Origin of the sequence: Bradyrhizobium canariense (genome assembly GCF_018130465.1) — a bacterium.
In the GTDB taxonomy this organism is placed as follows: Bacteria; Pseudomonadota; Alphaproteobacteria; order Rhizobiales; family Xanthobacteraceae; genus Bradyrhizobium; species Bradyrhizobium canariense_C.
The window spans coordinates 540,981-561,409 of record NZ_JAFCKJ010000001.1 but is presented as its reverse complement, the minus strand read 5'-3'; the positions used below and the strand labels follow the sequence as shown (position 1 = coordinate 561,409).

At 64.4% G+C, this 20,429-nt stretch carries 21 protein-coding genes; 16 read left to right on the top strand and 5 right to left on the bottom strand.

Translation table 11 applies throughout. The features are described 5' to 3' along the window. Nucleotides 1-145: 145 nt before the first annotated feature. Nucleotides 146-1,591 carry a coniferyl aldehyde dehydrogenase gene (locus tag JQ591_RS02375; RefSeq protein ID WP_211394448.1) on the top strand — a complete coding sequence of 482 codons (1,446 nt, stop codon included), beginning with the start codon at nt 146-148 and terminating at the stop codon, nt 1,589-1,591. Nucleotides 1,592-1,689: 98 nt separating this feature from the next. Continuing rightward, nucleotides 1,690-3,282: a GMC family oxidoreductase gene (locus tag JQ591_RS02370; protein WP_211394447.1), complete on the top strand. Its 1,593-nt coding sequence runs from the start codon at nt 1,690-1,692 to the stop codon at nt 3,280-3,282. Nucleotides 3,283-3,439: 157 nt separating this feature from the next. On the opposite strand, the gene JQ591_RS02365 is transcribed toward JQ591_RS02370, so the two are convergent. Next, on the bottom strand, nt 3,440-4,201 hold the full coding sequence (locus JQ591_RS02365) for an SDR family oxidoreductase (RefSeq protein WP_211394446.1): 762 nt from the start codon (nt 4,199-4,201) through the stop codon (nt 3,440-3,442). Nucleotides 4,202-4,329: 128 nt separating this feature from the next. Between JQ591_RS02365 and JQ591_RS02360 the strand changes: the two genes are divergently transcribed. Next, on the top strand, nt 4,330-4,842 hold the full coding sequence (locus JQ591_RS02360) for a CvpA family protein (protein WP_211394445.1): 513 nt from the start codon (nt 4,330-4,332) through the stop codon (nt 4,840-4,842). Nucleotides 4,843-5,044: 202 nt separating this feature from the next. Next, complete coding sequence (locus tag JQ591_RS02355; RefSeq protein WP_027570121.1) at nt 5,045-5,827, top strand: SDR family oxidoreductase; 783 nt, start codon at nt 5,045-5,047, stop codon at nt 5,825-5,827. Between the two features lie 53 nt (nt 5,828-5,880). Here JQ591_RS02355 and JQ591_RS02350 read toward each other — a convergent pair whose 3' ends face one another. Next, entirely contained in the window at nt 5,881-6,357 is a 477-nt protein-coding gene (locus tag JQ591_RS02350; protein WP_211394444.1) for a DUF3775 domain-containing protein, read from the bottom strand. A gap of 137 nt (nt 6,358-6,494) precedes the next feature. On the opposite strand from JQ591_RS02350, the gene JQ591_RS02345 reads away from it, so the two are divergent. From JQ591_RS02345 to JQ591_RS02310, 8 genes are all read left to right on the top strand, one after another. Continuing rightward, nucleotides 6,495-7,343 carry an MBL fold metallo-hydrolase gene (locus JQ591_RS02345; RefSeq protein WP_211394443.1) on the top strand — a complete coding sequence of 283 codons (849 nt, stop codon included), beginning with the start codon at nt 6,495-6,497 and terminating at the stop codon, nt 7,341-7,343. Between the two features lie 191 nt (nt 7,344-7,534). Beyond that, on the top strand, nt 7,535-8,377 hold the full coding sequence (locus JQ591_RS02340) for a fumarylacetoacetate hydrolase family protein (protein WP_211394442.1): 843 nt from the start codon (nt 7,535-7,537) through the stop codon (nt 8,375-8,377). A gap of 186 nt (nt 8,378-8,563) precedes the next feature. After that, nucleotides 8,564-9,175 (top strand): glutathione S-transferase family protein, encoded by a 612-nt coding sequence (locus JQ591_RS02335; protein ID WP_211394441.1) that lies wholly within the window; start codon nt 8,564-8,566, stop codon nt 9,173-9,175. 15 nt (nt 9,176-9,190) lie between these two features. Continuing rightward, nucleotides 9,191-10,060 carry an MBL fold metallo-hydrolase gene (locus JQ591_RS02330; protein ID WP_211394440.1) on the top strand — a complete coding sequence of 290 codons (870 nt, stop codon included), beginning with the start codon at nt 9,191-9,193 and terminating at the stop codon, nt 10,058-10,060. Nucleotides 10,061-10,192: 132 nt separating this feature from the next. Continuing rightward, on the top strand, nt 10,193-11,344 hold the full coding sequence (locus tag JQ591_RS02325) for an alpha/beta hydrolase (protein ID WP_211394439.1): 1,152 nt from the start codon (nt 10,193-10,195) through the stop codon (nt 11,342-11,344). A 62-nt stretch (nt 11,345-11,406) separates the two neighbouring features. Further along, nucleotides 11,407-12,378, top strand: coding sequence for an iron exporter MbfA (mbfA, locus tag JQ591_RS02320; RefSeq protein ID WP_211394438.1), 972 nt, complete (start codon nt 11,407-11,409; stop codon nt 12,376-12,378). A gap of 98 nt (nt 12,379-12,476) precedes the next feature. Beyond that, nucleotides 12,477-13,949, top strand: coding sequence for an amidase (locus tag JQ591_RS02315; RefSeq protein WP_211394437.1), 1,473 nt, complete (start codon nt 12,477-12,479; stop codon nt 13,947-13,949). Nucleotides 13,950-13,959: 10 nt separating this feature from the next. Beyond that, complete coding sequence (locus tag JQ591_RS02310) at nt 13,960-14,313, top strand: nuclear transport factor 2 family protein (protein ID WP_211394436.1); 354 nt, start codon at nt 13,960-13,962, stop codon at nt 14,311-14,313. Nucleotides 14,314-14,370: 57 nt separating this feature from the next. Here the strand turns inward: JQ591_RS02310 and JQ591_RS02305 are convergent, their stop codons facing one another. Beyond that, complete coding sequence (locus JQ591_RS02305; protein WP_211394435.1) at nt 14,371-14,853, bottom strand: CinA family protein; 483 nt, start codon at nt 14,851-14,853, stop codon at nt 14,371-14,373. Between the two features lie 168 nt (nt 14,854-15,021). On the opposite strand from JQ591_RS02305, the gene JQ591_RS02300 reads away from it, so the two are divergent. From JQ591_RS02300 to JQ591_RS02290, 3 genes are read left to right on the top strand one after another with little or no spacing between them, the layout of a single operon-like run. Further along, nucleotides 15,022-16,080: an amidohydrolase family protein gene (locus tag JQ591_RS02300; RefSeq protein WP_211394434.1), complete on the top strand. Its 1,059-nt coding sequence runs from the start codon at nt 15,022-15,024 to the stop codon at nt 16,078-16,080. A gap of 25 nt (nt 16,081-16,105) precedes the next feature. Further along, nucleotides 16,106-17,215 (top strand): amidohydrolase family protein, encoded by a 1,110-nt coding sequence (locus JQ591_RS02295; RefSeq protein WP_211394433.1) that lies wholly within the window; start codon nt 16,106-16,108, stop codon nt 17,213-17,215. Next, entirely contained in the window at nt 17,215-17,628 is a 414-nt protein-coding gene (locus JQ591_RS02290) for a Rieske (2Fe-2S) protein (RefSeq protein WP_106941735.1), read from the top strand. Before JQ591_RS02295 ends, JQ591_RS02290 begins: the two co-directional genes overlap by 1 nt. A 79-nt stretch (nt 17,629-17,707) precedes the next feature. On the opposite strand, the gene JQ591_RS02285 is transcribed toward JQ591_RS02290, so the two are convergent. Beyond that, on the bottom strand, nt 17,708-19,039 hold the full coding sequence (locus tag JQ591_RS02285; protein ID WP_211394432.1) for an MFS transporter: 1,332 nt from the start codon (nt 19,037-19,039) through the stop codon (nt 17,708-17,710). A gap of 142 nt (nt 19,040-19,181) precedes the next feature. Further along, nucleotides 19,182-20,081 carry a transcriptional regulator GcvA gene (locus JQ591_RS02280; protein ID WP_211394431.1) on the bottom strand — a complete coding sequence of 300 codons (900 nt, stop codon included), beginning with the start codon at nt 20,079-20,081 and terminating at the stop codon, nt 19,182-19,184. A 110-nt stretch (nt 20,082-20,191) separates the two neighbouring features. On the opposite strand from JQ591_RS02280, the gene JQ591_RS02275 reads away from it, so the two are divergent. Continuing rightward, nucleotides 20,192-20,395, top strand: a complete 204-nt coding sequence (locus JQ591_RS02275; protein ID WP_211394430.1) for a DUF1127 domain-containing protein — start codon at nt 20,192-20,194, stop codon at nt 20,393-20,395. Nucleotides 20,396-20,429: the final 34 nt, after the last annotated feature.

The window sequence follows — 20,429 nt, the reverse complement described above, 5'->3', positions numbered from 1 at the left end:
GGGCTGCGGGGACGTTTTTTTCGACTTTATGACAGGCCGACGGATCGAATTCCGGCCCGTTTGGCTCACCCTTGCCAGAAGTTCCACAAAGGGCCAGCTTGCGGCAACAAAACCAAGGCCCAGCGCCACTTAGAGGGAGAACGCCATGGTCCAGATCTTGGACCGATCGCCGACGAGCGCCCCGCATCACGCCCTAGAAGACGCCTTCCATGCCATGGTCGCGCGGTCGCGGGCCGAGCCGGCGCCTGGCCTCGCCGAGCGGCTCGACCGGCTGGCGCGGCTGCGCGCCGTGGTCGCGGACAACGAGGAGCGCTTCCGGCAGGCGATCTCGGCCGATTTCGGCCACCGCTGCGCGGTCGAGACCACCATCGCCGAGACCATGATGGTGTTCTCCGAAATCCGCCATGCCACGAAGCACCTCAAGAGCTGGATGGCGCCGCAGCGCGTCGCCACCGCGCTGCAATTCTTGCCCGCGCGCAATCGGCTGATGCCGCAGCCGCTCGGCGTCGTCGGCATCATCGCGCCCTGGAATTATCCGCTCCAGCTGACGCTCGCGCCCGCGATCGGCGCGCTCGCCGCCGGCAACCGTGTCGTCATCAAGCCGAGCGAGCTCGTGCCGCACTTCGCAGGCCTGCTGAAGGAGACGGTCGCCGAGCGGTTCGACGCTGCGGAGTTGCTCGTCACCGGCGTCGAGGACGAGATCGCAAAGGCCTTCGCGTCGCTGCCGTTCGATCATCTCGTGTTCACCGGCTCGACCCGGGTCGGGCGGCTGGTCGCGGAGGCCGCGGGCCGCAATCTGACGCCTGTCACGCTCGAGCTCGGCGGCAAGTCGCCGGCGATCGTCGACGCCTCCGCCGACCTCGAGGAGGCCGCCGAGCGCATCGCCTATGGCAAGCTGCTCAATGCCGGGCAGACCTGCATCGCGCCGGATTATGTGCTGGTGCCCGAGCGCTCGCTGCAGGCCTTCGCCGAAAAAGTGCGCGCGCAGATGCGGCGCATGTTCGGCGCCGACCCCTCGAACAAGGACTACACCTCCGTGATCTCCGACCGGCATTATGCGCGGCTGGAGAATCTCGTCGCGGATGCAGCAAGCCGCGGGGCAAAGATCCTGCAGCCGGCGAAGGCCGACGATCCCAACTGGAAAGCGCACCGCAAATTCCCGCCGACGCTGATCGTGGGCGCGACCGGGGACATGGCGGCCATGCAGGAGGAGATTTTTGGGCCGGTACTCCCCGTGCTCGGCTATCGCGATCCCGCTGACGCCATCGCCTTCGTCAACGCCCGCGACCGGCCGCTGGCGCTGTACTGGTTCGGCAACGACCGCATCGCGCGCGACGAGGTGCTGGCGCGCACCGTCTCCGGCGGCGTCACCATCAACGACTGCCTGTTCCACTTCGCGCAAATCAACCAGCCGATGGGCGGCGTCGGCGCATCCGGCACCGGCGCCTATCACGGCGAATGGGGTTTTCGCACGTTCAGCAAGCTGAAGCCGGTGTTTTATCGCTCCAAGTTCAACCGCCTCGCAGATCTTTATCCACCCTATGGCGGCAAGATCGCGCGGCTGGAGAAGTTGATGCGGTTCATGTCGTAGGGGTGGTCGTTCCGGGGCGCGAAGCGAACCCGGAACCTCGAGATTCCGGGTTCGATGCTCCGCATCACCCCGGAATGACGATAACGGGGGAAACACCAGTGACCGACACATTCGATTTCGTCGTCGTGGGCGCGGGCTCGGGCGGCTGCGCGGTTGCGGGGCGGCTATCGGAGGATGCGGCGACATCCGTGGCGCTGCTCGATGCCGGGGGGCCGAACGACAATTGGCGGATCACCACGCCGTTCGGACTCGCTTTGCCATACAAGGCCGCGAACTGGGCCTTCGATACCGTGCCGCAGAAGGGATTGAACGGCCGTATCGGCTATCAACCGCGCGGCAAGGGGCTCGGCGGGTCCTCGGCGATCAATGCCATGGTCTACATCCGCGGCAACAAATGGGATTACGACCACTGGGCCTCGCTCGGCAATGCCGGCTGGTCGTACGCGGACGTGCTGCCCTATTTCAAGCGCTCGGAGAACAACACCGACTTCGACGGCGCGTATCACGGCAAGGGCGGCCCGCTGCATGTCAACAGGCTGCGCTCGGACAATCCGATCCATGACGTCTTCCATCAGGCCGCCCGCGAGGCGCAGTTCCGCATCCGCGAGGACTTCAATGAAGACGACCACGAAGGGCTCGGCAGCTACCAGGTGACGCAGCATCATGGCGAGCGCTGGAGCGCAGCACGCGCCTATCTGCAACCCTACATGGACAAGCGCGCGAATCTGCGTGTCGAGACGCGGGCGCATGCCACGCGCATCCTTTTCGAAGGTGGGCGCGCGGTCGGCATCGAATATGTACAGGGCAAGCAGACAAAGCAGCTGCGCGCCCGCCGCGAGGTGATCCTCGCCTCCGGCGCCTTCCAGTCACCGCAATTGCTGATGCTGTCGGGCATAGGCGACGGCGAGGCACTTGCCGCGCACGGTATCGGCGTCGTGCATCACCTGCCGGGCGTAGGACGCAATCTGCAGGATCATCCGGATTTCGTGTTCGTCTACGCCTCCGACTATCCGCACTTCGTCCACTCGTCGATCGGCCGGCTGCCATCCCTGCTCCGCGCCATCCAGCGATACCGCCGGGAGCGGCGCGGCCTGATGACCACCAATTTCGCCGAGTGTGGCGGCTTCCTGAAGACCCGAGCCGACCTCGATGTGCCCGACATCCAGCTGCACTTCATCGTCGCGATGCTCGACGACCATGGCCGCAAGAAGCACAAGGAGGCGGGCTTCTCATGCCATGTCTGCCTGTTGCGACCGAAGAGCCGTGGCAGCGTCTGGCTGAAAAACGCCGATCCGCTGGCAGCGCCGATGATTGATCCGAATTTCTTGGGTGAGGCGGAGGATCTCGAGACGATGGTCGCGGGCTTCAAGACCACGCGACGGCTGATGGAGACGCCCGCGATGCGCGCGTTGCAGAAGAAGGACATGTTCACGTCCGATGTGAGAACGGACGATGACATCCGCGCCATCCTGCGCGCGCGCGTCGACACCGTCTATCACCCCGTCGGCACCTGCAAGATGGGCACCGACGCGATGGCCGTGGTCGATCCGGCGTTGAAGGTGCACGGCGTCGAGGGTCTGCGCGTCGTCGACGCCTCGATCATGCCGACACTGATCGGCGGCAACACCAATGCGCCGACCATCATGATCGGAGAGAAGGCGGCGGATATGATCAGGGCGGAGATGCGGTAGTGTGAAGTTGCTGCGTCATTCTCCGCCGTCGTCCCGGCGAAGGCCGGGACCCATAACCCCATGGAGAAGTTGTAGCACGAGACTGATAACCACGAATCTTCGCTAAACTCGATCCTGTGGTTATGGGTCCCGGCCTTCGCCGGGACGGCAGCACGATTCAATTCAACAAGAACCCACCGTCCACGGTCACCACGCTCCCCGTCATGTACCGCGAGGCCTTCGAGGCCAGCAGCAAAATCGCGCCGTCGAGATCGGACTCGGCGCCGATGCGGCGCTGCGGGATGCGCTTGGTCAGGCGCTCGCCCGGCGGCGTCGACCAGAACGCATGGTTCATCTCGGTGTCGATGTAGCCGGGTGCCAGCGCGTTGATGCGGATGTTCTGCCCCGCGAGCTCCAGCGCCATCGCCCTGGTCGCCTGGATGATGCCGGCCTTGGAGATCGCGTAAGGCGACACCGCCTTCAGCACGCCGGTGCCGAGCACGGACGCGATGTTGACGATATTGCCTTCCTGCTTGCGCGCGATCATGCGGCGCGCGATCTCGGTCGCAAGGAAATAGGCGCCCTTGAGATTGGCGCCGATCACCGCGTCCCAATCGGCCTCGGTCTGCTCGGTCGCGAGCTTTTCGATCGCGATGCCGGCATTGTTGATCAGCACCGTGACCGGGCCGAGCGCGGCTTCCGCGGCATCGACCGCCCTGGCGATCGATGCGGTGTCGGTGACGTCGAGCGCGACGGCGGCGGCACGGCCGCCCTTGCCGCGGATTTCGTCTTCCAGGCTCTTCAGCTTGTCGGTCTGCCGCGCCGCGAGCGCGACGGCCGCGCCATGCGCCGCCAACACCCTGGCAAATTGCCGCCCCAGGCCCTGGCTCGCACCTGTGACGAGGATGGTTTCCTGACTGACGTCGAACAGGTCTGACATGACAATTTCCTTGACGCTTTCCCTGGGCGCGATCCCTGAGCTTGCAGCCATCAATACAGACGATTTTAACGATCTGAAACCGGAATGATCGGTTCTGCGTTCACTCGTTCCATGGCAGGCTCCCGCATATGAACAGTTTCGATCTCACCGTCTATGCGGCGCTCGCAATCGCGATCGGCTTCGGTTTCAGGACCGGCCTGCTCGGCAGCGCCATGACGATCCTCGCCTATCTCCTCGCCGCCCCCATCGCCGTCGCGCTGATGCCGCTGATCGTCCCGCAGGTCGCGGGCAATCCGAATTCGCCGATGCTGCAGAACTGGATCTGGTTCTTCGGCATCTTCGTGGTGGTCGGCATGCTGTTTGGATATATCGGCCGGCTGGCGCTGAGCGAGACGATCCGCGAGGCCGGCATCGGCGACCGGCTCGGCGGCGCCGCACTCGGCGCCATCAGGGTCGGCCTCGTCGCCACCACGCTGGTGCTGGTGTTCGACCAGATCGTGCCGGCCAACCACCAGCCGCCGTTTCTCGCCGGTTCGCATCTGCGGCCGCTGTTCTCGACGGTCGGCCAGATGGGCTTCAAGTCGCTGCCGCCCGAGGCGGCCGCCGCGATCGACCGCCTCAAGCAGGAGCGGCACATCTAGCTCATTGTATGGGCATGATCTTTTCGGAAAACCGCTGCACACTTTTCGCTAACGCGCCCCTCGGGTCCGGATCATGCCCGCACATTTGCATCGCCGCGCGAGCGCGCATGCATTTTGATGCGAGCCCGTCCCTTATCAGCGGCGCCAAGGTTGGCTAGAGTAGCGGCTCTAAAAACCTGCCTGACATTACGGGAGTGAAACAGTGGATCTTGGGATCAAAGGTCGCCGCGCCATCGTCTGCGCATCCAGCAAGGGCCTCGGCCGCGCCTGCGCCATCTCGCTGGCCGAGGCCGGCGTTCACGTCACGCTGACGGCGCGCGGCGCCGAGGCCCTGAAGAAGACGGCCGACGACATCCGCAAGGCCTATCCTGATGTGACGGTCACCGAGATCGTCGGCGACATCACGACGCCGGCGGGCCGCGAGGCCGTGCTGAAGGCCTGCCCCGAGCCCGATATCCTGATCAACAATGCCGGCGGACCGCCGCCCGGCGATTTCCGCAACTGGACCCGCGACGACTGGATCAAGGCGATCGACGCCAACATGCTGACCCCGATCGAGCTGATCAAATCGACCGTGGACGGCATGATGGCGCGCAAGTTCGGCCGCATCGTCAACATCACCTCGGCCGCGGTGAAGGCGCCGATCGACATTCTCGGTCTCTCCAACGGCGCGCGCGCCGGCCTCACCGGCTTCATCGCCGGCCTGTCGCGCAAGACCGTGATCAACAACGTCACCATCAACGGCCTGTTGCCGGGCCCGTTCGAGACCGACCGCCTGCGCAGCACCGCGAAGGGGGAATCCGAGAAGCGCGGCATCACGCCGGACCAGGTTCTGGCCGAGCGCGCCAAGCTCAATCCCGCGGGCCGCTTCGGCGACCCCGACGAGTTCGGCTATGCCTGCGCCTTCCTGTGCGGCAGCAGAGCCGGCTTCATCACCGGACAGAACCTTTTGCTCGACGGCGGTGCCTTCCCCGGCACGCTGTAAGGCTGCTTCGCTCTCTCTCCCCGTTCCTGCGGGGAGAGATCACCCTGACGAGATCATCGCTGCTTCGTGATCTCGTCCTCCTCCCGCTCGCTGGGACCGGAGGAATCGGCGGTGATCCGCTCGTCGGTCCAGTCGATGCCGAATTCGTCGAGCCCGTCGGCGAGCAGATCACCCAGCATCGGTTCACCGAGCAGATAATGCGCCGTTTCGCGCCGGGGACTGCGATACTCGGCGCGCGCCTCCACGGCGCGTGCGCGCAAATCGTTCCAGTCGTCGATCGTGCCGTCGCCGCGGCCGAGCCAGGTCAGCGTGACGAGATCGATCTGCTCGTCCTCGTTCATGGCGACGATGAAACTTCCGAGTTCGTTGACGACCGGATCGGAGCCGTCATCCTCGAGGACGTCGACTGCATCGTCATCAGTCGCATTCGAGCCGGAATCCGGATCGGAATCCGCCTGCTTGACGTCGAATTCACGCGCCTTCTCGATGATGAAGGCGATCTTCTCCGCGGAAATTGCAAGCTCTGGCATGTCTGGCTCTGGCATGGCTGGCCCTTTGGCTTTCCCTGGGGTTCCCGCGATAACGCCGCACCGCGTCAGATGATCCATTGCGCCAGATGGCGGAAAGTGGGCATGTTCCGCCCAAAGCAAGAACGTCGGGGATCCGGATGCAGTGGACAGTCGGCAAGGTCAGGATCACGAAAATCGTCGAAATGGAGACGGTCGGTTCAACCCGCTTCATCCTGCCGGCAGCGACCAACGATGAAATCCGGAAGCTGCCCTGGCTGATCCCACATTTCGCCACCGAAGAAGGCCGGCTGAAGATGTCGATCCATTCGCTGGTGGTGGAGACCCCCTCGCGCCGCATCGTGGTCGATACTGGACTTGGCAACGACAAGCAGGGCCGCAACGTCCCGACCTGGAACAATCGCACCACACCGTTCCTGGAGACGATGATTGCGGCGGGCTTTCCGCCCGAGAGCATCGACACCGTGCTGTGCACGCATCTTCACGTCGATCATGTCGGCTGGAACACGAAGCTGGTCGGCGGCAAATGGGTGCCAACCTTCCCCAACGCGCGTTATGTCTTCGGCAAGACCGAGTATGAGCATTGGCGCGACCATTCCACCGAGTCGGACAAGCAGGCCGTATTTGGCGATTCCGTGAAGCCGATCGTCGATGCCGACCGGGCCGAGTTGATCCCGGGCGACCACCGGCTAAGCGACGAGATCAGCATGATCCCGACCCCCGGCCACAGCCCCGGGCATATGAGCATTTTGATCCAGTCGGACGGCGAGCAGGGACTGCTGACGGGCGATGTCGCCCATCATCCCTGCCAGATGGCGCATCCCGGCTGGTCCTCGACCGCGGATTCCGATCAGAGCCAATCTGCCGCGACGCGCCGCCAATTGTTCGGCCGGTTTGCCGACACCCCGACGCTGGTGATCGGCGGGCATTTTTCGGCCGGGCATATCAGGCGGGATGGGGACGCGTTCAGGTTCGAGGCGCTGGACTAGGTCTCGTGCCCCGGCTGAGCAGCGTTGCCGGACGATGCTACGCATCGCCTAGGCTGCACCGCGTCCGGGACACGGAGGCACCTCCCGAATTGAGAGGGCTGCAATGCGCCTCTCTTTGGGCGGTTGAATTTCCCGCCGCCCTGTTCCATGAAGCTGTTCAACCGATCGGTCCATTCCAGGGAGAAACGAGAATGAAGCTTGTTCGTTATGGCGAGAAGGGTGCGGAAAAGCCCGGCCTGATCGACAAATCCGGCCAATTGCGCGACCTGTCGGCGCATGTGAAGGACCTGACCGGCGAGGCCTATTCGCCCGACAGCCTGAAGAAGCTGGCGGCGCTCGATCCCGCCTCGCTGCCCGCCGTCTCCGGCAAGCCGCGGTTCGGCGCCCCCGTCACCGGCATGTCGAAATTCGTGGCGATCGGCCTCAACTACAGCGACCATGCCAAGGAGACCGGCGCGGAGATCCCGAGCGAGCCGATCATTTTCATGAAGGCCAACACCTCGCTGTCCGGCCCGAACGACGCCGTCGAGAAGCCGCGCGGCTCGACCAAGCTTGACTGGGAGGTCGAGATCGCCGCGATCATCGGCACCCGCGCAAAATACGTCTCGGAAGCCGACGCGCTCAACCACGTCGCCGGCTACTGCGTCTGCAACGACGTCTCCGAGCGCGCCTTCCAGATCGAGCGCCTGGGTCAGTGGACCAAGGGCAAGTCGCACGACACGTTCGGACCGCTCGGCCCCTGGCTCGCCACCAAGGACGAGATCAAGGACGTGCAGAACCTGCCGATGTGGCTCGACGTCAACGGCCAGCGCCGCCAGACCGGCTCGACCAAGACCATGATCTTCTCGATGGCCAAGTGCATCTCCTATGTCTCGCAGTTCATGACGCTGCTGCCGGGCGACATCATCACGACCGGCACCCCGCCGGGCGTCGGCCTCGGCATGAAGCCGCCGACCTTCCTCAATGTCGGCGACGTCATCACGCTCGGCATCGAGGGCCTCGGCGAGCAGCGCCAGGAGATCGTCGCGGCGTAAGCCCCTCGGTCCTCATCCTGAGGAGCGCGCAACGCGCGCGTCTCGAAGGGTGCGCCAAGACCACGGTCACCCGACGTTCGCGCCGGGTGACGAGAGAATATCCCTCGTTGTCCATCCTTCGAGACGCGCGCCAAGGGGCGCGCTCCTCAGGATGAGGACCGTCTGTCTGGATAGAGGTTATTTCCCATGAAGCTCACCTTCTCCCCCGCCTCGCCCTTCGCCCGCAAGGTGCGCATCGCCGCGATCGAGCTCGGGCTGATCGACAAGATCGAGCTGACGCCGGCGACCGTCGCGCCCGGCACGGTCAACGAGGACTATTCGCGCATCACGCCGCTGAAGAAGCTGCCGGTGCTGATCACCAATGACGGCGATGTCATCCTGGACTCTTACGTCATCGTCGAATATCTCAACGAGATGGCCGGCGGCAGCCTGATCCCCGATTACGGTCCGCGGCGCTGGAAGGCCAAGACCAATCATTCCCTGATCAACGGCATGCTCGATTCCATGCTGCTGTGCCGCTACGAGAAGATGGTGCGGCCGCAGGGCCTGCAATGGCAGGCGTGGTCGGACGACCATTGGAATCGGGCCTGGACCGGCATGGCGCGGTTCGAGAACATGCCCGAAGTGCTGAACGGCCCGTTCGACATCTCGCAGATCGGCCTCGTTTGCGTGCTCGGTTATGCCGACTTCCGCTTCGCCGATTGCGGCTGGCGCAAGGCCTATCCGAAGCTCGACGCCTTCCACCAGAAGATGCTGGAACGGCCCTCGGTCAAGATCTCGGTGCCGCCCGCGGCTTAAATCTGGGGAGTCCTCATGAGCCTTAAATACTCGGTCGGCGACCTCACCATCCATCGCGTCGTCGAACAGGAAACCTCGTTCGTGCCGGCACTGGAGATGTTGCCGGGGTTGACACCGGAGCTGCTGGCCGAGAACCGGGCGTGGATGAGGGAGGCGAAAGCCCTGGATGACAGCGACACATTGATGCTGTGCTTCCAGTCCTACGTGATCAAGACGCCGCATCACACCATTCTGGTCGACAGCTGCATCGGCAACGACAAGCCACGGCCGCAGCGGCCGAAATGGAACATGAAGACCGACGACACCTACCTGCGCGGCCTCAACGCCGCCGGGTTCACGGTCGACGACATCGACTTCGTGATGTGCACGCATCTGCATGTCGACCATGTCGGCTGGAATACGCGGCTGGAGAACGGCCGCTGGGTGCCGACCTTCCCCAACGCGCGCTACGTCTTTGCCAAGCAGGAATTCGACCATTGGTCGGAGCAGAATGCGAAGACGGAGATTCCGCCCTTCGTGGACAGCGTGCTGCCGGTGGTCGAGGCCAAACGCCACGAGCTCGTCGGCAACGACCACCAGATCGGCGATCACGTCCGCATCCTGCCGACGCCCGGTCACACGCCCGGCCATATCGCTGTGACCATGGGCCGTGGCAAGGACGATGCCGTGTTCTCTGGCGACCTCATGCATTCGCCGTTGCAGACGCTTTATCCGGAACTGTCGATCAAGTTCGACGTCGATCAGGCGAAGGCGGCAACCACGCGCCGCAGTTTTCTGGAGCGCTATTGCGACACCGATACGCTGTGCTGCACCGCGCATTTCCCGTCACCGTCGGTGGGCAAGATCCGGCGCAAGGGCAGCGGGTTTATTTGCGCGGCGGTTTAACGAGATGCCGCAATTGTAGGGTGGGCAAAGCGAAGCGTGCCCACCGTGCCAGACGCGTTGAAGAAGGGTGGGCACGGCGCGCGAAGCGCGCGCCTTTGCCCACCCTACGATTCCACCCGAGTGGAGGAAACGATGACCACGCTCCCCGACATCCCGCTCCCCGCCGGCATCCGCTCACGCTATGTCGACGGAATCAACGGCTTGCGCATGCATGTGCTGGAGGCCGGCTTCGAGACCAAGGGCCGGCCCTGCATCCTGCTGCTGCACGGCTTTCCCGAGCTCGCCTTCTCCTGGCGCAAGGTGATGCCGGCGCTTAGCTCGGCCGGCTATCACGTGATCGCCCCGGACCAGCGCGGCTATGGCCGGACGACGGGATGGAGCGCGGAGTACGACGGCGATCTCACGCCGTTTTCGCTCTTCAACCTGGTGCGGGATGCACTCGGGCTGGTGTCGGCATTCGGTTACAGGCAGGTCGATGTGGTCGGACATGATTACGGCAGCCCGGTCGCGGCCTGGTGCGCTCTGATGCGGCCCGACGTGTTTCGTTCGGTGGCGATGATGAGTGCGCCGTTCGGCGGAGCGCCGCCGCTGCCGTTCAACACGATCGACACGCCGGCAAAGCCACCGGCCGAAGACCCCGTGCATCGCGAGCTCGCCGCCTTGCCGCGTCCGCGCAAGCATTATCAGTGGTACTATGCGACGCGCCCGGCGAATGCAGACTTGCACCGCGCGCCGCAAGGCGTGCACGATTTCCTGCGCGCCTACTATCATCACAAGAGCGCGGATTGGACCGACAACAGGCCGTACCCGCTGAAATCCTGGTCGGCGAACGAGCTGGCGAAGCTGCCGACCTATTATGTGATGGACCTGAACGAGACCATGGCCGAGACGGTCGCGAAGGAGATGCCCTCGCCGGCCGCGATCGCTGCCAATCGATGGCTGCCCGACCGCGAGCTCGCCTATTACAGCGCCGAATATGGCCGCACCGGATTCCAGGGCGGCTTGCAATGGTACCGCTGTGGCACGTCGGGCGCATTCAACAGCCAGCTCCAGTTGTTGGCCGGCCGCAACATCGACGTCCCCTCCTGCTTCATCTCCGGCAAGCAGGATTGGGGCACCTACCAGCGCCCCGGCGTGTTCGAGGCGATGCAGGCGCGGACCTGCACGAAGCTGCTCGGCTGCCACCTCGTCGACGGCGCCGGTCACTGGGTGCAGCAGGAGCAGCCGGCCGAGGTAAGCCGCCTGCTGCTCGATTTCCTGGCGAAGAGCCGCGGCGTGATTTGACCCGGGAACCCCGGCGCCCTATATAGTTTAGAATTATTCTAAACTGATGAGACAGGGCCGCCGTGAAGAATTTTGCCGATCTGACCGAGCGCGAGGTGCTTGCGGTCGCGATCTCCTCCGAGGAGGAGGACAGCCGCATCTACATGAGCTTCGCCGAAGACCTGAAGGAGCGCTATCCGGACTCCGCCAAGATCTTCGAGCAGATGGCCGAGGAAGAGCGCGGCCATCGCCACATGCTGCTGGAAATGTACGAGCAGCGCTTCGGTCCGCATTTGCCCCCGATCCGCCGCGAGGACGTCAAAGGCTTCCTGCGCCGCCGTCCGGTCTGGCTCACCAAAAACCTGCCGCTCGACACCATCCGCAGGGAAGTCGAGACAATGGAATTGCAGGCTGAGCGCTTTTACGTGAAGGCCGCCGAACAGGCGCAGGATGTCGGCGTGCGCCGCCTGCTCGGCGATCTGGCCGAAGCCGAGAAAGGCCACGAAGAGGTGGCGGCGAAGCTGACGGACCAGATCCTGAGTTCAGACGTGCGCGCCGAGGAAGACCGCACCAACCGGCGCATGTTCGTGCTGCAATATGTGCAGCCAGGTCTCGCCGGCCTGATGGATGGCTCCGTCTCGACGCTGGCGCCGCTGTTCGCCGCAGCCTTCGCCACGCATCAGAACTGGCAAACATTTCTGGTCGGCCTCGCCGCCTCGATCGGCGCCGGCATCAGCATGGGTTTTGCGGAAGCGCTGTCCGACGACGGCTCGCTGACCGGTCGTGGTTCGCCCTGGCTGCGCGGTCTCACCTGCGGCTTGATGACGACGCTCGGCGGGCTTGGGCACACCCTGCCCTATCTCGTGCCCGATAGCTGGGCCAACGCATTCTGGATCGCGACGGGAATCGCCGGAATTGTCGTGTTCTTCGAGTTGTGGGCGATCGCCTTTATCCGCTCACGCTACATGGACACGCCGTTCCTCCAGGCCGTGTTCCAGATCGTGCTCGGCGGCGCGATAGTACTCGCCGTAGGAATATTGATCGGCGCGGCGTAGGCGGTCCGCATCCAGCATATCAATCGCGATCAAACAGCCGTTGCGGCATTCCGCCAAACTGCGCATCATCCTCCGGGCAATAAGAGCAGGAGCATGCCGTGGCCAGGTCGGAATGGAGCTTCAAGAGCGCGGTCGAGCTGTCGGCCGCGTTGAGCGCGAAGAAGGTTTCCGCGGTCGAGCTCACCCAGGATGCGATCGACCGCATCGAACGTCACGACGGCAAGGTCAATGCGATCTGCGTCCGGGATTTTGATCGCGCGCTTGGCGCCGCGCGCGAGGCGGACGCCGCATTGGCGCGCGGCGAGCGGAAGCCGCTGCTCGGCCTCCCCGTCACGGTGAAGGAATCCTACAACGTCGCCGGCCTGCCCACGACCTGGGGCTGGACGCCGCAGAAGGATTTCAAGCCGGCGGAGGACGCGCTGTCGATCACGCGGGTGAAGGGTGCCGGTGGCGTCATCCTCGGCAAGACCAACGTGCCCGTTGGGCTCGGGGATTGGCAGAGCTACAACGAGATCTACGGCACGACGAACAATCCATTCGATCTCGGCCGCACGCCGGGTGGCTCGTCGGGCGGCTCGTCCGCGGCGCTCGCGGCAGGCTACGGACCACTCTCGCTCGGGTCCGACATCGGCGGCTCGCTGCGCGTGCCCGCCTTCCATTGCGGGGTCTATGCGCACAAGCCGACCTACAATCTCTGCCCAACGCGTGGCCACACGCCGCCGCCATTTCCAGCCATCCCGATGGAGCGCGATATGGCGGTGATCGGTCCGATGGCGCGGAGTGCGACCGATCTGCTCCTGCTCCTGGACGTGATGGCAGGCCCCGATCCGTTGGACCTGGGCATCGGATACAAGCTTGCGCTGCCGGAGGCGCGACACCGCGAGCTGAAGGATTTCCGCGTGCTGGTGATCGACAGCCACCCGTTGCTGCCGGCAAATGCCGACATTCGCTGCGCGATCGAGAAGCTGGCGGACCAATTGTCGCGCGCCGGTGCGAGCATATCGCGCGAAAGCCCGCTGTTTCCCGACTTCACGGATGCCTCTCGCCTCTACATGCGCATGCTGATGGGCTTTCTCGGCGCCTTCCTTCCGCCGGACATTCTCGCCGGTGCGCGTGCCGGCGCGGCGCAGCTCTCGCCAGAGGACAAGAGCCTGTCTGCCGAGCGGCTGCGCGGCATGACCAGCACACACCAGGCCTGGGTGTTCGACGAGGGCGCTCGCGCCGGCCTGCGCGCGCAATGGCGGCACTTGTTCAGGACATTCGATGCGGTGATCTGCCCGATCATGCCCACGCCGGCCTATCCGCATGATCATTCGCCGCAGCAGGAGGCGCGCCGGATCAACATCGACGGCAAGGACTTTGCCTATCCGGACCAGCTTGCCTGGCCCGGCATCGCCACGCTGACGGGCCTGCCGGCAACGGCTGTTCCGCTCGGTCTGTCGAAGGCCGGCCTGCCGGTCGGCGTGCAAATCATCGGGCCCTTCCTCGAGGACCGCACGCCGCTGAAGCTCGCCGAGCTGATCGAACGCGAGTTCGGCGGGTTCGTGCCGCCGCCCTTGTTCAATGACTGAGAGAAACCTCATGAGCAACGACCTCGAACAGCTCGCCGCGCTCAACCGCGACTATGTCGCCTCCGTGCAGAATTGCGACGTCAAGCGCTTCGACGAGATTTTGGCGCCGGAGTTCTACTGCTCCAATCCCGACAAGACGCTGGTCGATCGCGAGGCCTTCCTGAAGCAGACGGCGCGGCCGATTGCGATCCGGAATCTCCGAGAGCACGACGTCGTCATCCGCATCATGGGCGATTTCGCCATCATCCACGCGGCGACGAGCTACACCAGTGCGGACGGCCAGCAGGCCACCGGGCGCTATACCGATTGCTGGGCGAAGAGAGGCGAGACGTGGCTGGCTGTGTCGGCGCACGTGTCGCGGTAGCAGGCGCATCGCACCCGCGCATTCTCCAGGACATCCAAATATTCGGAGGTCGCGAGGTCACCGCTCCAAATTCTTCAGCAGCAATTTCAGCGCCGTCGCCGCAAACATCTGCATATTGGCGAAGCGGTCGTTGCTGCCCGTCTCCAGTGTCATCACCTCAACTGCGGGCCCGGCGACCGCCATGCAGCTGTGGCCCGCCGCATCGCCGTAGCGATTGCCGGTGGGACCGGCGGCGCCGGTCTCGGACAGGCCCCAGTCGCAGTTGAAGCGGCTGCGCATCTGCTCGGCCAGCAGTTGCGCGTAGGGCTCCGACGAGGAACGAAAGCCCTTCATTCCTTCGTCGGAAATATCCATCAGCACGCGCCTGGCATCGCGGGTGTAGACCACGGCGCCGCCGAGGAAATAGGCGGACGCGCCGGGCACCGCGAGCAGGCTGGCCGAGATCAGGCCGCCGGTCGAGGATTCCGCCACGGCAATGGTCTGTCTGCGGACGATCAGTTTTGCTGCGACCTGTTCCGCAATGCCGACGAGCTCTTTCATTCCTTGACCCCTTATACCTTCGCAACCGAGCTCGGCCTTTCTAGCATATGACAGCGCTGTTGGCCGAGTTGCACCCAACGGGCAGGCCTGCTTGAATGGCGGTCAAGAAGCGGAGCGGCCAAGCGCCGCCCGCGAGAAGACGTGACGAGGAAACGTGAAGGAGACGTCATGGCGTCCCTGATCGCCGGCGGGGTGGATTGCGATGTGCATCCGGCCGTGCCGCATCTGACCAGCCTGCTGCCGTACCTGAACGACTATTGGCGCGATCAGGTGACGACGCGCGGCATGGTCGATCTCATCTCGCAATCCTACCCGCAGAACTCGCCGATCACGGCGCGGCCCGACTGGCGCCCCGAAAGCGGCAAGCCGGGCGAAAGCCTGGCGGACATGCAGCGCCATGTGCTCGATCCCTTCGAGCTCAAGCATGCCATCTGCAACCCGCTCTACGGCGTGCAGATGGTGTTTTCGGAAGATTTGCAGGCTGCCTTCTGTCGCGCGCTGAACGAGTGGCTCGCTAAGGAATGGCTCGATCGCGATCCGCGGCTGCGCGGCTCGATCGTGATCCCCACCCAAAGCATCGAGAAGGCCGTCGCCGAGATCGAGCGCTGCGCGAGCGATCGCCGCTTCGTGCAGGTGCTGATGCTGGTGATGGGCGACACGCCGCTCGGCAAGCGCGCGCTATGGCCGATCTACGAGGCGGCAGAACGGCTGGAACTGCCGATCGGCATTCATGCCGGTTCCGCCTATCACAATCCGCCGACCGCCGTGGGCTGGGGTTCCTACCACATCGAGGATTATGCCGGTCAGGCCCAGGCGTTCCAGACCCAGCTCACCAGCCTGATCGTCGAGGGCGTGTTCGCCAAATATCCGCGCCTGAAGATGGTGATGCTGGAATCCGGCGTCTCCTGGATCTCGCCCTTTCTCTGGCGCCTGCACAAGTTCTGGCGCGGGGTGCGGATGGAGACGCCGTGGGTCGACCGCGCGCCGATGGAGATTGTGCGCAGCAACATCCGCTTCTCGTTGCAGCCATTCGATGCGCCGCCGGACGAGGCGACATTAATTCGCCTGTTTGATCATATGCAGTCGGACGAATTGGTCCTATTCTCCACCGACTATCCGCACTGGCAGTTCGACGGCCAGGAGGCGCTGCCCGCAGGTCTCACCCCCGATCTCGTGCGCAAGATCATGATCGATAATCCGCATGCAACCTATCCCCGCCTGACTTAAGCCCGCTGCCAAAGGAGGCAAGGCGATGAATCTTCAGTTCCGCGAAAGCTCCGAAGCCGCTTCCCCTCTGACCGTCAAAACCGCGATCGCGGACTGCGACATCCATCCGGCACGCGCGACCCGCGCCGAGCTCTATCCCTATCTGGCCAAACGCTGGCAGCATCATCTCGAAGTCTACGGCGTCCATGCCTATCAGGGCATGATGGAAGGTCCGCCCTATCCGAAAGCCCAGCCCAACGCCTCCCGCCGCGACGCCTATCCGCCGGAAGGCGGGCCGCAGGGCTCATCGCTGTCCTTCATGCAGAAGCAGCTGCTCGATCCCAACAACGTGCAGCTCGGCGTGCTCAATCCGCTCAACACCGGCCAGGGCATCCGCAACCACGAGCTCTCGGCCGCTTTGTGCTCGGCGATCAACGACTGGCAGATCGACAAATGGACCAGCAAGGACAAGCGGCTGAAGGCGTCCATCGTCGTCGGCAATGAGGATGGGCTGTCGGCCGCCGCCGAAATCCGCGAGCGCGCCGGCGACAAGAATTTCGTGCAGGTGCTGCTGCTCAGCCGCAACGTCGAGCCGCTCGGCCAGCGCCGCTACTGGCCGATCTATCAGGCCGCGGAAGAGGCCGGCCTTCCCGTCGGCGTCCACGCCTTCGGCTTCGGCGGCAACCCGATCACGCCGTCGGGCTGGCCGTCCTATTACATCGAGGAGATGGTCGGCCACTCGCAGTGCCAGCAATCGGCGCTCGCGAGCCTCGTGCTGGAGGGCGTGTTCGAGCGCTTCCCGAAATTGAAGATGGTGATGATCGAGGCCGGCTTCGGCTGGGCGCCGTCACTGGCGTGGCGGCTCGACAAGGTCTGGCAGCGGCTGCGGAGCGAGGTGCCGCATGTCAAACGGCCGCCGTCGGAATATATCCGCGAGCAGGTGTGGTGGACGACGCAGCCGATGGAGGATCCGGAGCGACGCGAGGATCTGATCGACGTCATCAAGTGGATCGGCTGGGATCGGCTGCTGTTCGCGACCGACTACCCGCATTGGGATTACGACGAGCCCTCGCGCGTGCTGCCCGCGGGCGTCAGCGAGACCGATCGCGAGGCGTTTTATCTCGGCAATGCGCGTGCACTGTACGGGATCAGTTGATGGCGCGGCATGTGATTGCCGCGGTCGACGAGCTTCCGCCCGGCACGCGAAAATTTCTGGAGATCGACGGACGGCCGATCGCAATCTTCAACATCAAGGGTGAATATTTCGGCCTGATGAACCGCTGCCCGCATCAGGGCGCGGCGCTGTGCGAGGGACCGCTGATCGGGCTCGCGCAATCGAATGATCCGGGTGAGATCGAATATACCAAACTCGGCGAGATCATCCGCTGCCCCTGGCATGGCTGGGAGTTCGACATCCGCACCGGCCAGTCCTACTGCGACCCCCGCCGCTTCCGCGTGAAGGCCTACCCGGCCCATGTCGAGCCGGGTACGGCTGTCGTGAAGGGGCCGTATGTCGCCGAGACTGTCACGGTGAAGGTCGAGAGCGACTACGTCGTGGTGGAGCTTTAAGCTGCACTGGCAGTGCGCTCCCTCGCCCCGTTCTTACGGGGAGAGGGGAAGGAAGAGCGCGCTCCGGAATGACACCGTCCTAATGTCCCGCCACCGGCTCCACCACCGCATCATACGTCGGCACCGCCTTGCCGCCGCCGCGATACACGACCGAGGCCGCGATGATGCCGAGCAGCGCCGCCAGCATCAGCCAGTAGCCGGGCGAGGCCTTGTCGCCGGTGTGCTCGATCAGCAGGGTCGAGGCGAACGGCGTGAAGGTGCCGAACAGGGCGGCCGCGAGCGCGAAGGCGAGCGAGAAGCAGGTGGTGCGGACATGCGCCGGCACGATCTCGACCAATGCGCCGAGCATGGTGCCGCTGTAGACGCCGAAATAGAACGAGAACATCATCTCGACGGCGAGCAGCTTGCCGAAGGTCGGCGCCGCCACCAGCCAGTGCAGCGCCGGATAGGCCGTGACCAGCGACAGGCAGGCGATGGCGATCAGCACCGGCTTGCGGCCGATGCGGTCGGACAATGCACCGCCGACCGGATTCCAGAAGAAGTTGGTCACGGCGACCAGCAGCGTCACCAGCAGCGCATCCTGGCTCGACAGCTTCAGCACGGTCTTGCCGAACGTCGGCGTGTACACCGTGACGAAGTAGAACGTCGTCGTGGTCAGGACCGCGATCATCATGCCGAGGAGGACGATGCGCCAGTTGGCGAGCGCGGAGGCGAAGACCTCGCTTGCCGTCGGATGCTTCTTCATGGCGAGGAAGGCCGGCGTCTCCTCGAGCGTCCGCCGCAGGAAGAAGATCAGGGGAATGATCAGGCAGCCGACGAAGAACGGAATGCGCCAGCCCCATGCGGCCACCGTGTCGGCCGGCATCACCTCGGAGAGGAGGTAGCCGAGGATCGAGGCCACGAAGATCGCGACCTGCTGGCTCGAGGACTGGAACGAGGTGTAGAAGCCGCGATTGCCGGGCGTCGAAATCTCCGACAAATAGACCGACACGCCGCCGAGCTCGACGCCGGCGGAGAAGCCCTGCAGCAGGCGGCCGATCAGCACGATGACCGGCGCGGCGATGCCGATAGTGGCATAGCTCGGGCAAAACGCGATGACGACGGTGCCGACGGCCATGATGCCGAGCGTGACGATCAGGCCCTTGCGGCGGCCAATCCGGTCGATATAGGCGCCGAGCACGATCGCGCCGACCGGACGCATCAACGCGCCGAGCCAGAACACGCCGAAGGTGTTGAGCAACGACGCGGTCTCGTTGCTGGACGGGAAGAACGCCTTGCCGATGGCGGCGGCATAGAAGCCGAACAGGAAGAAGTCGAACTGCTCGAGGAAATTGCCGCTCGTTGCGCGCAGGATCGCGCCGATGCGCGACTTGATCTCGGGCGGATTGGTTGATGCTGCTGGTCCAGCCATGGCGTTACTCCCCTGAAGACGCGGCCACGCCGGAACTCATTTCCACGGCAAGGCGACCGATTGCTGCTGCGACAATCTGTCTTACCCCTCTCGCGCGGGGCGCGGCGAGTCAATCGATTTTACCGCGGAAGCTGATGATTTTTCAGGCTTTATTCTGCGTTGCAGCGATCATCCAGTCGCGGAACGCGGTGAGCTTCGGCGCCTCCCGGCGGCCCTCCGGCGCAACCAGGTAGAAGCCGGCATCGGCCGGCAGGGCGATCTTGAAGGGAACGACGAGCCGGCCCTTGGCGATGTCGTCCTGGACGTAGGAGGTCCGCCCCATCGCCACGCCGATGCCGTCGATCGCGGCCTGGATGGTCATGAAGATCATGTCGAAGGTGATGCCGGGCTGCCTGGCGATGTCGGCCGGCTGACCCGCCGCCGTCAACCACAGCCGCCAATCGTCGCTGTTGGCATTGGAGGTGTGCAGCAGCATGTGGCTCTTGAGGTCCTCGGGACAGCGCAACGGCTTGTCGCCACGCAGCAGAGACGGGCTACAGACCGGAAACAGCTCGTCCGCCATCAGCCAGTCGGCGCGCAAGCCCGGCCACTGGCCGCGCCCATAGCGGATCGCGGCATCGACATTGTCGCGCTGGAAGTCGACGAGGCTTGTCGAGGTGGTGATGCGGACGTCGATGCCGGGATGGTGCTCCTGGAAATCGGTCAGCCGCGGCAGCAGCCATTTTGCTGCAAGCGAGGCCAGCGTCGAGACCGTCAGCACCTTGTCGTCGTCCTTGCGCAGCAGCCGGTCGGTGGCGAGGCGGAGGTCGTTGAAGGCGGCGCGGACGCCCGGCAAATAGTCGCGCGCCTCCGGCGTCAGCGCCAGCGCGCGGTTCTGCCGGACGAACAAGCGGATCCCGAGCTCCTCCTCGAGCCTGCGGATCTGATGGCTGATCGCGGTCTGGGTCACGTTCAGCTCCGCCGCCGCCAGCGTGAAGCTGAGATGACGCGCGGCGGCCTCAAAGGCCCGCAATCCGTTCAGGGAGGGCAATCTGGCAGTCATCTGGCAGCAGGATACATGACGTTATTTCATACGAAAGGGTACAAATTGTCGTTTGTCGCAGCGCACCAAGAAGCAGATATTAGCGTCCAACATAGCTCCAGGAGCTTAATATGTCTACTTTGACCCAGAATTCGATGACAAATCATCATGCGCCCGGCCTGATCCATCAGATCGCCGAGACCCTTCACGTCTGGCACGAGCGCTACCGGACCCGGCGGGAGTTCGCCAACTGGTCCGCGCGTGACCTTCAGGACGTCGGGCTGTCCTGGAGCGACGTGGCCTATGAGGCCGATAAACCCTTCTGGCGGGCCTGATTGGCCGCCAGGCCGGCGCCGCCTGATCACAGGG

Bases quoted from the DNA above. Each gene is read 5' to 3' on its own strand.
- JQ591_RS02375 (WP_211394448.1), top strand. From the start codon at position 146: ATGGTCCAGATCTTGGACCGATCGCCGACGAGCGCCCCGCATCACGCC.
- JQ591_RS02365 (WP_211394446.1), bottom strand. From the start codon at position 4,201: ATGTCAGACCTGTTCGACGTCAGTCAGGAAACCATCCTCGTCACAGGT.
- JQ591_RS02360 (WP_211394445.1), top strand. From the start codon at position 4,330: ATGAACAGTTTCGATCTCACCGTCTATGCGGCGCTCGCAATCGCGATC.
- JQ591_RS02350 (WP_211394444.1), bottom strand. From the start codon at position 6,357: ATGCCAGAGCTTGCAATTTCCGCGGAGAAGATCGCCTTCATCATCGAG.
- JQ591_RS02345 (WP_211394443.1), top strand. From the start codon at position 6,495: ATGCAGTGGACAGTCGGCAAGGTCAGGATCACGAAAATCGTCGAAATG.
- JQ591_RS02340 (WP_211394442.1), top strand. From the start codon at position 7,535: ATGAAGCTTGTTCGTTATGGCGAGAAGGGTGCGGAAAAGCCCGGCCTG.
- JQ591_RS02335 (WP_211394441.1), top strand. From the start codon at position 8,564: ATGAAGCTCACCTTCTCCCCCGCCTCGCCCTTCGCCCGCAAGGTGCGC.
- JQ591_RS02330 (WP_211394440.1), top strand. From the start codon at position 9,191: ATGAGCCTTAAATACTCGGTCGGCGACCTCACCATCCATCGCGTCGTC.
- JQ591_RS02325 (WP_211394439.1), top strand. From the start codon at position 10,193: ATGACCACGCTCCCCGACATCCCGCTCCCCGCCGGCATCCGCTCACGC.
- JQ591_RS02310 (WP_211394436.1), top strand. From the start codon at position 13,960: ATGAGCAACGACCTCGAACAGCTCGCCGCGCTCAACCGCGACTATGTC.
- JQ591_RS02305 (WP_211394435.1), bottom strand. From the start codon at position 14,853: ATGAAAGAGCTCGTCGGCATTGCGGAACAGGTCGCAGCAAAACTGATC.
- JQ591_RS02300 (WP_211394434.1), top strand. From the start codon at position 15,022: ATGGCGTCCCTGATCGCCGGCGGGGTGGATTGCGATGTGCATCCGGCC.
- JQ591_RS02295 (WP_211394433.1), top strand. From the start codon at position 16,106: ATGAATCTTCAGTTCCGCGAAAGCTCCGAAGCCGCTTCCCCTCTGACC.
- JQ591_RS02290 (WP_106941735.1), top strand. From the start codon at position 17,215: ATGGCGCGGCATGTGATTGCCGCGGTCGACGAGCTTCCGCCCGGCACG.
- JQ591_RS02285 (WP_211394432.1), bottom strand. From the start codon at position 19,039: ATGGCTGGACCAGCAGCATCAACCAATCCGCCCGAGATCAAGTCGCGC.
- JQ591_RS02280 (WP_211394431.1), bottom strand. From the start codon at position 20,081: ATGACTGCCAGATTGCCCTCCCTGAACGGATTGCGGGCCTTTGAGGCC.
- JQ591_RS02275 (WP_211394430.1), top strand. From the start codon at position 20,192: ATGTCTACTTTGACCCAGAATTCGATGACAAATCATCATGCGCCCGGC.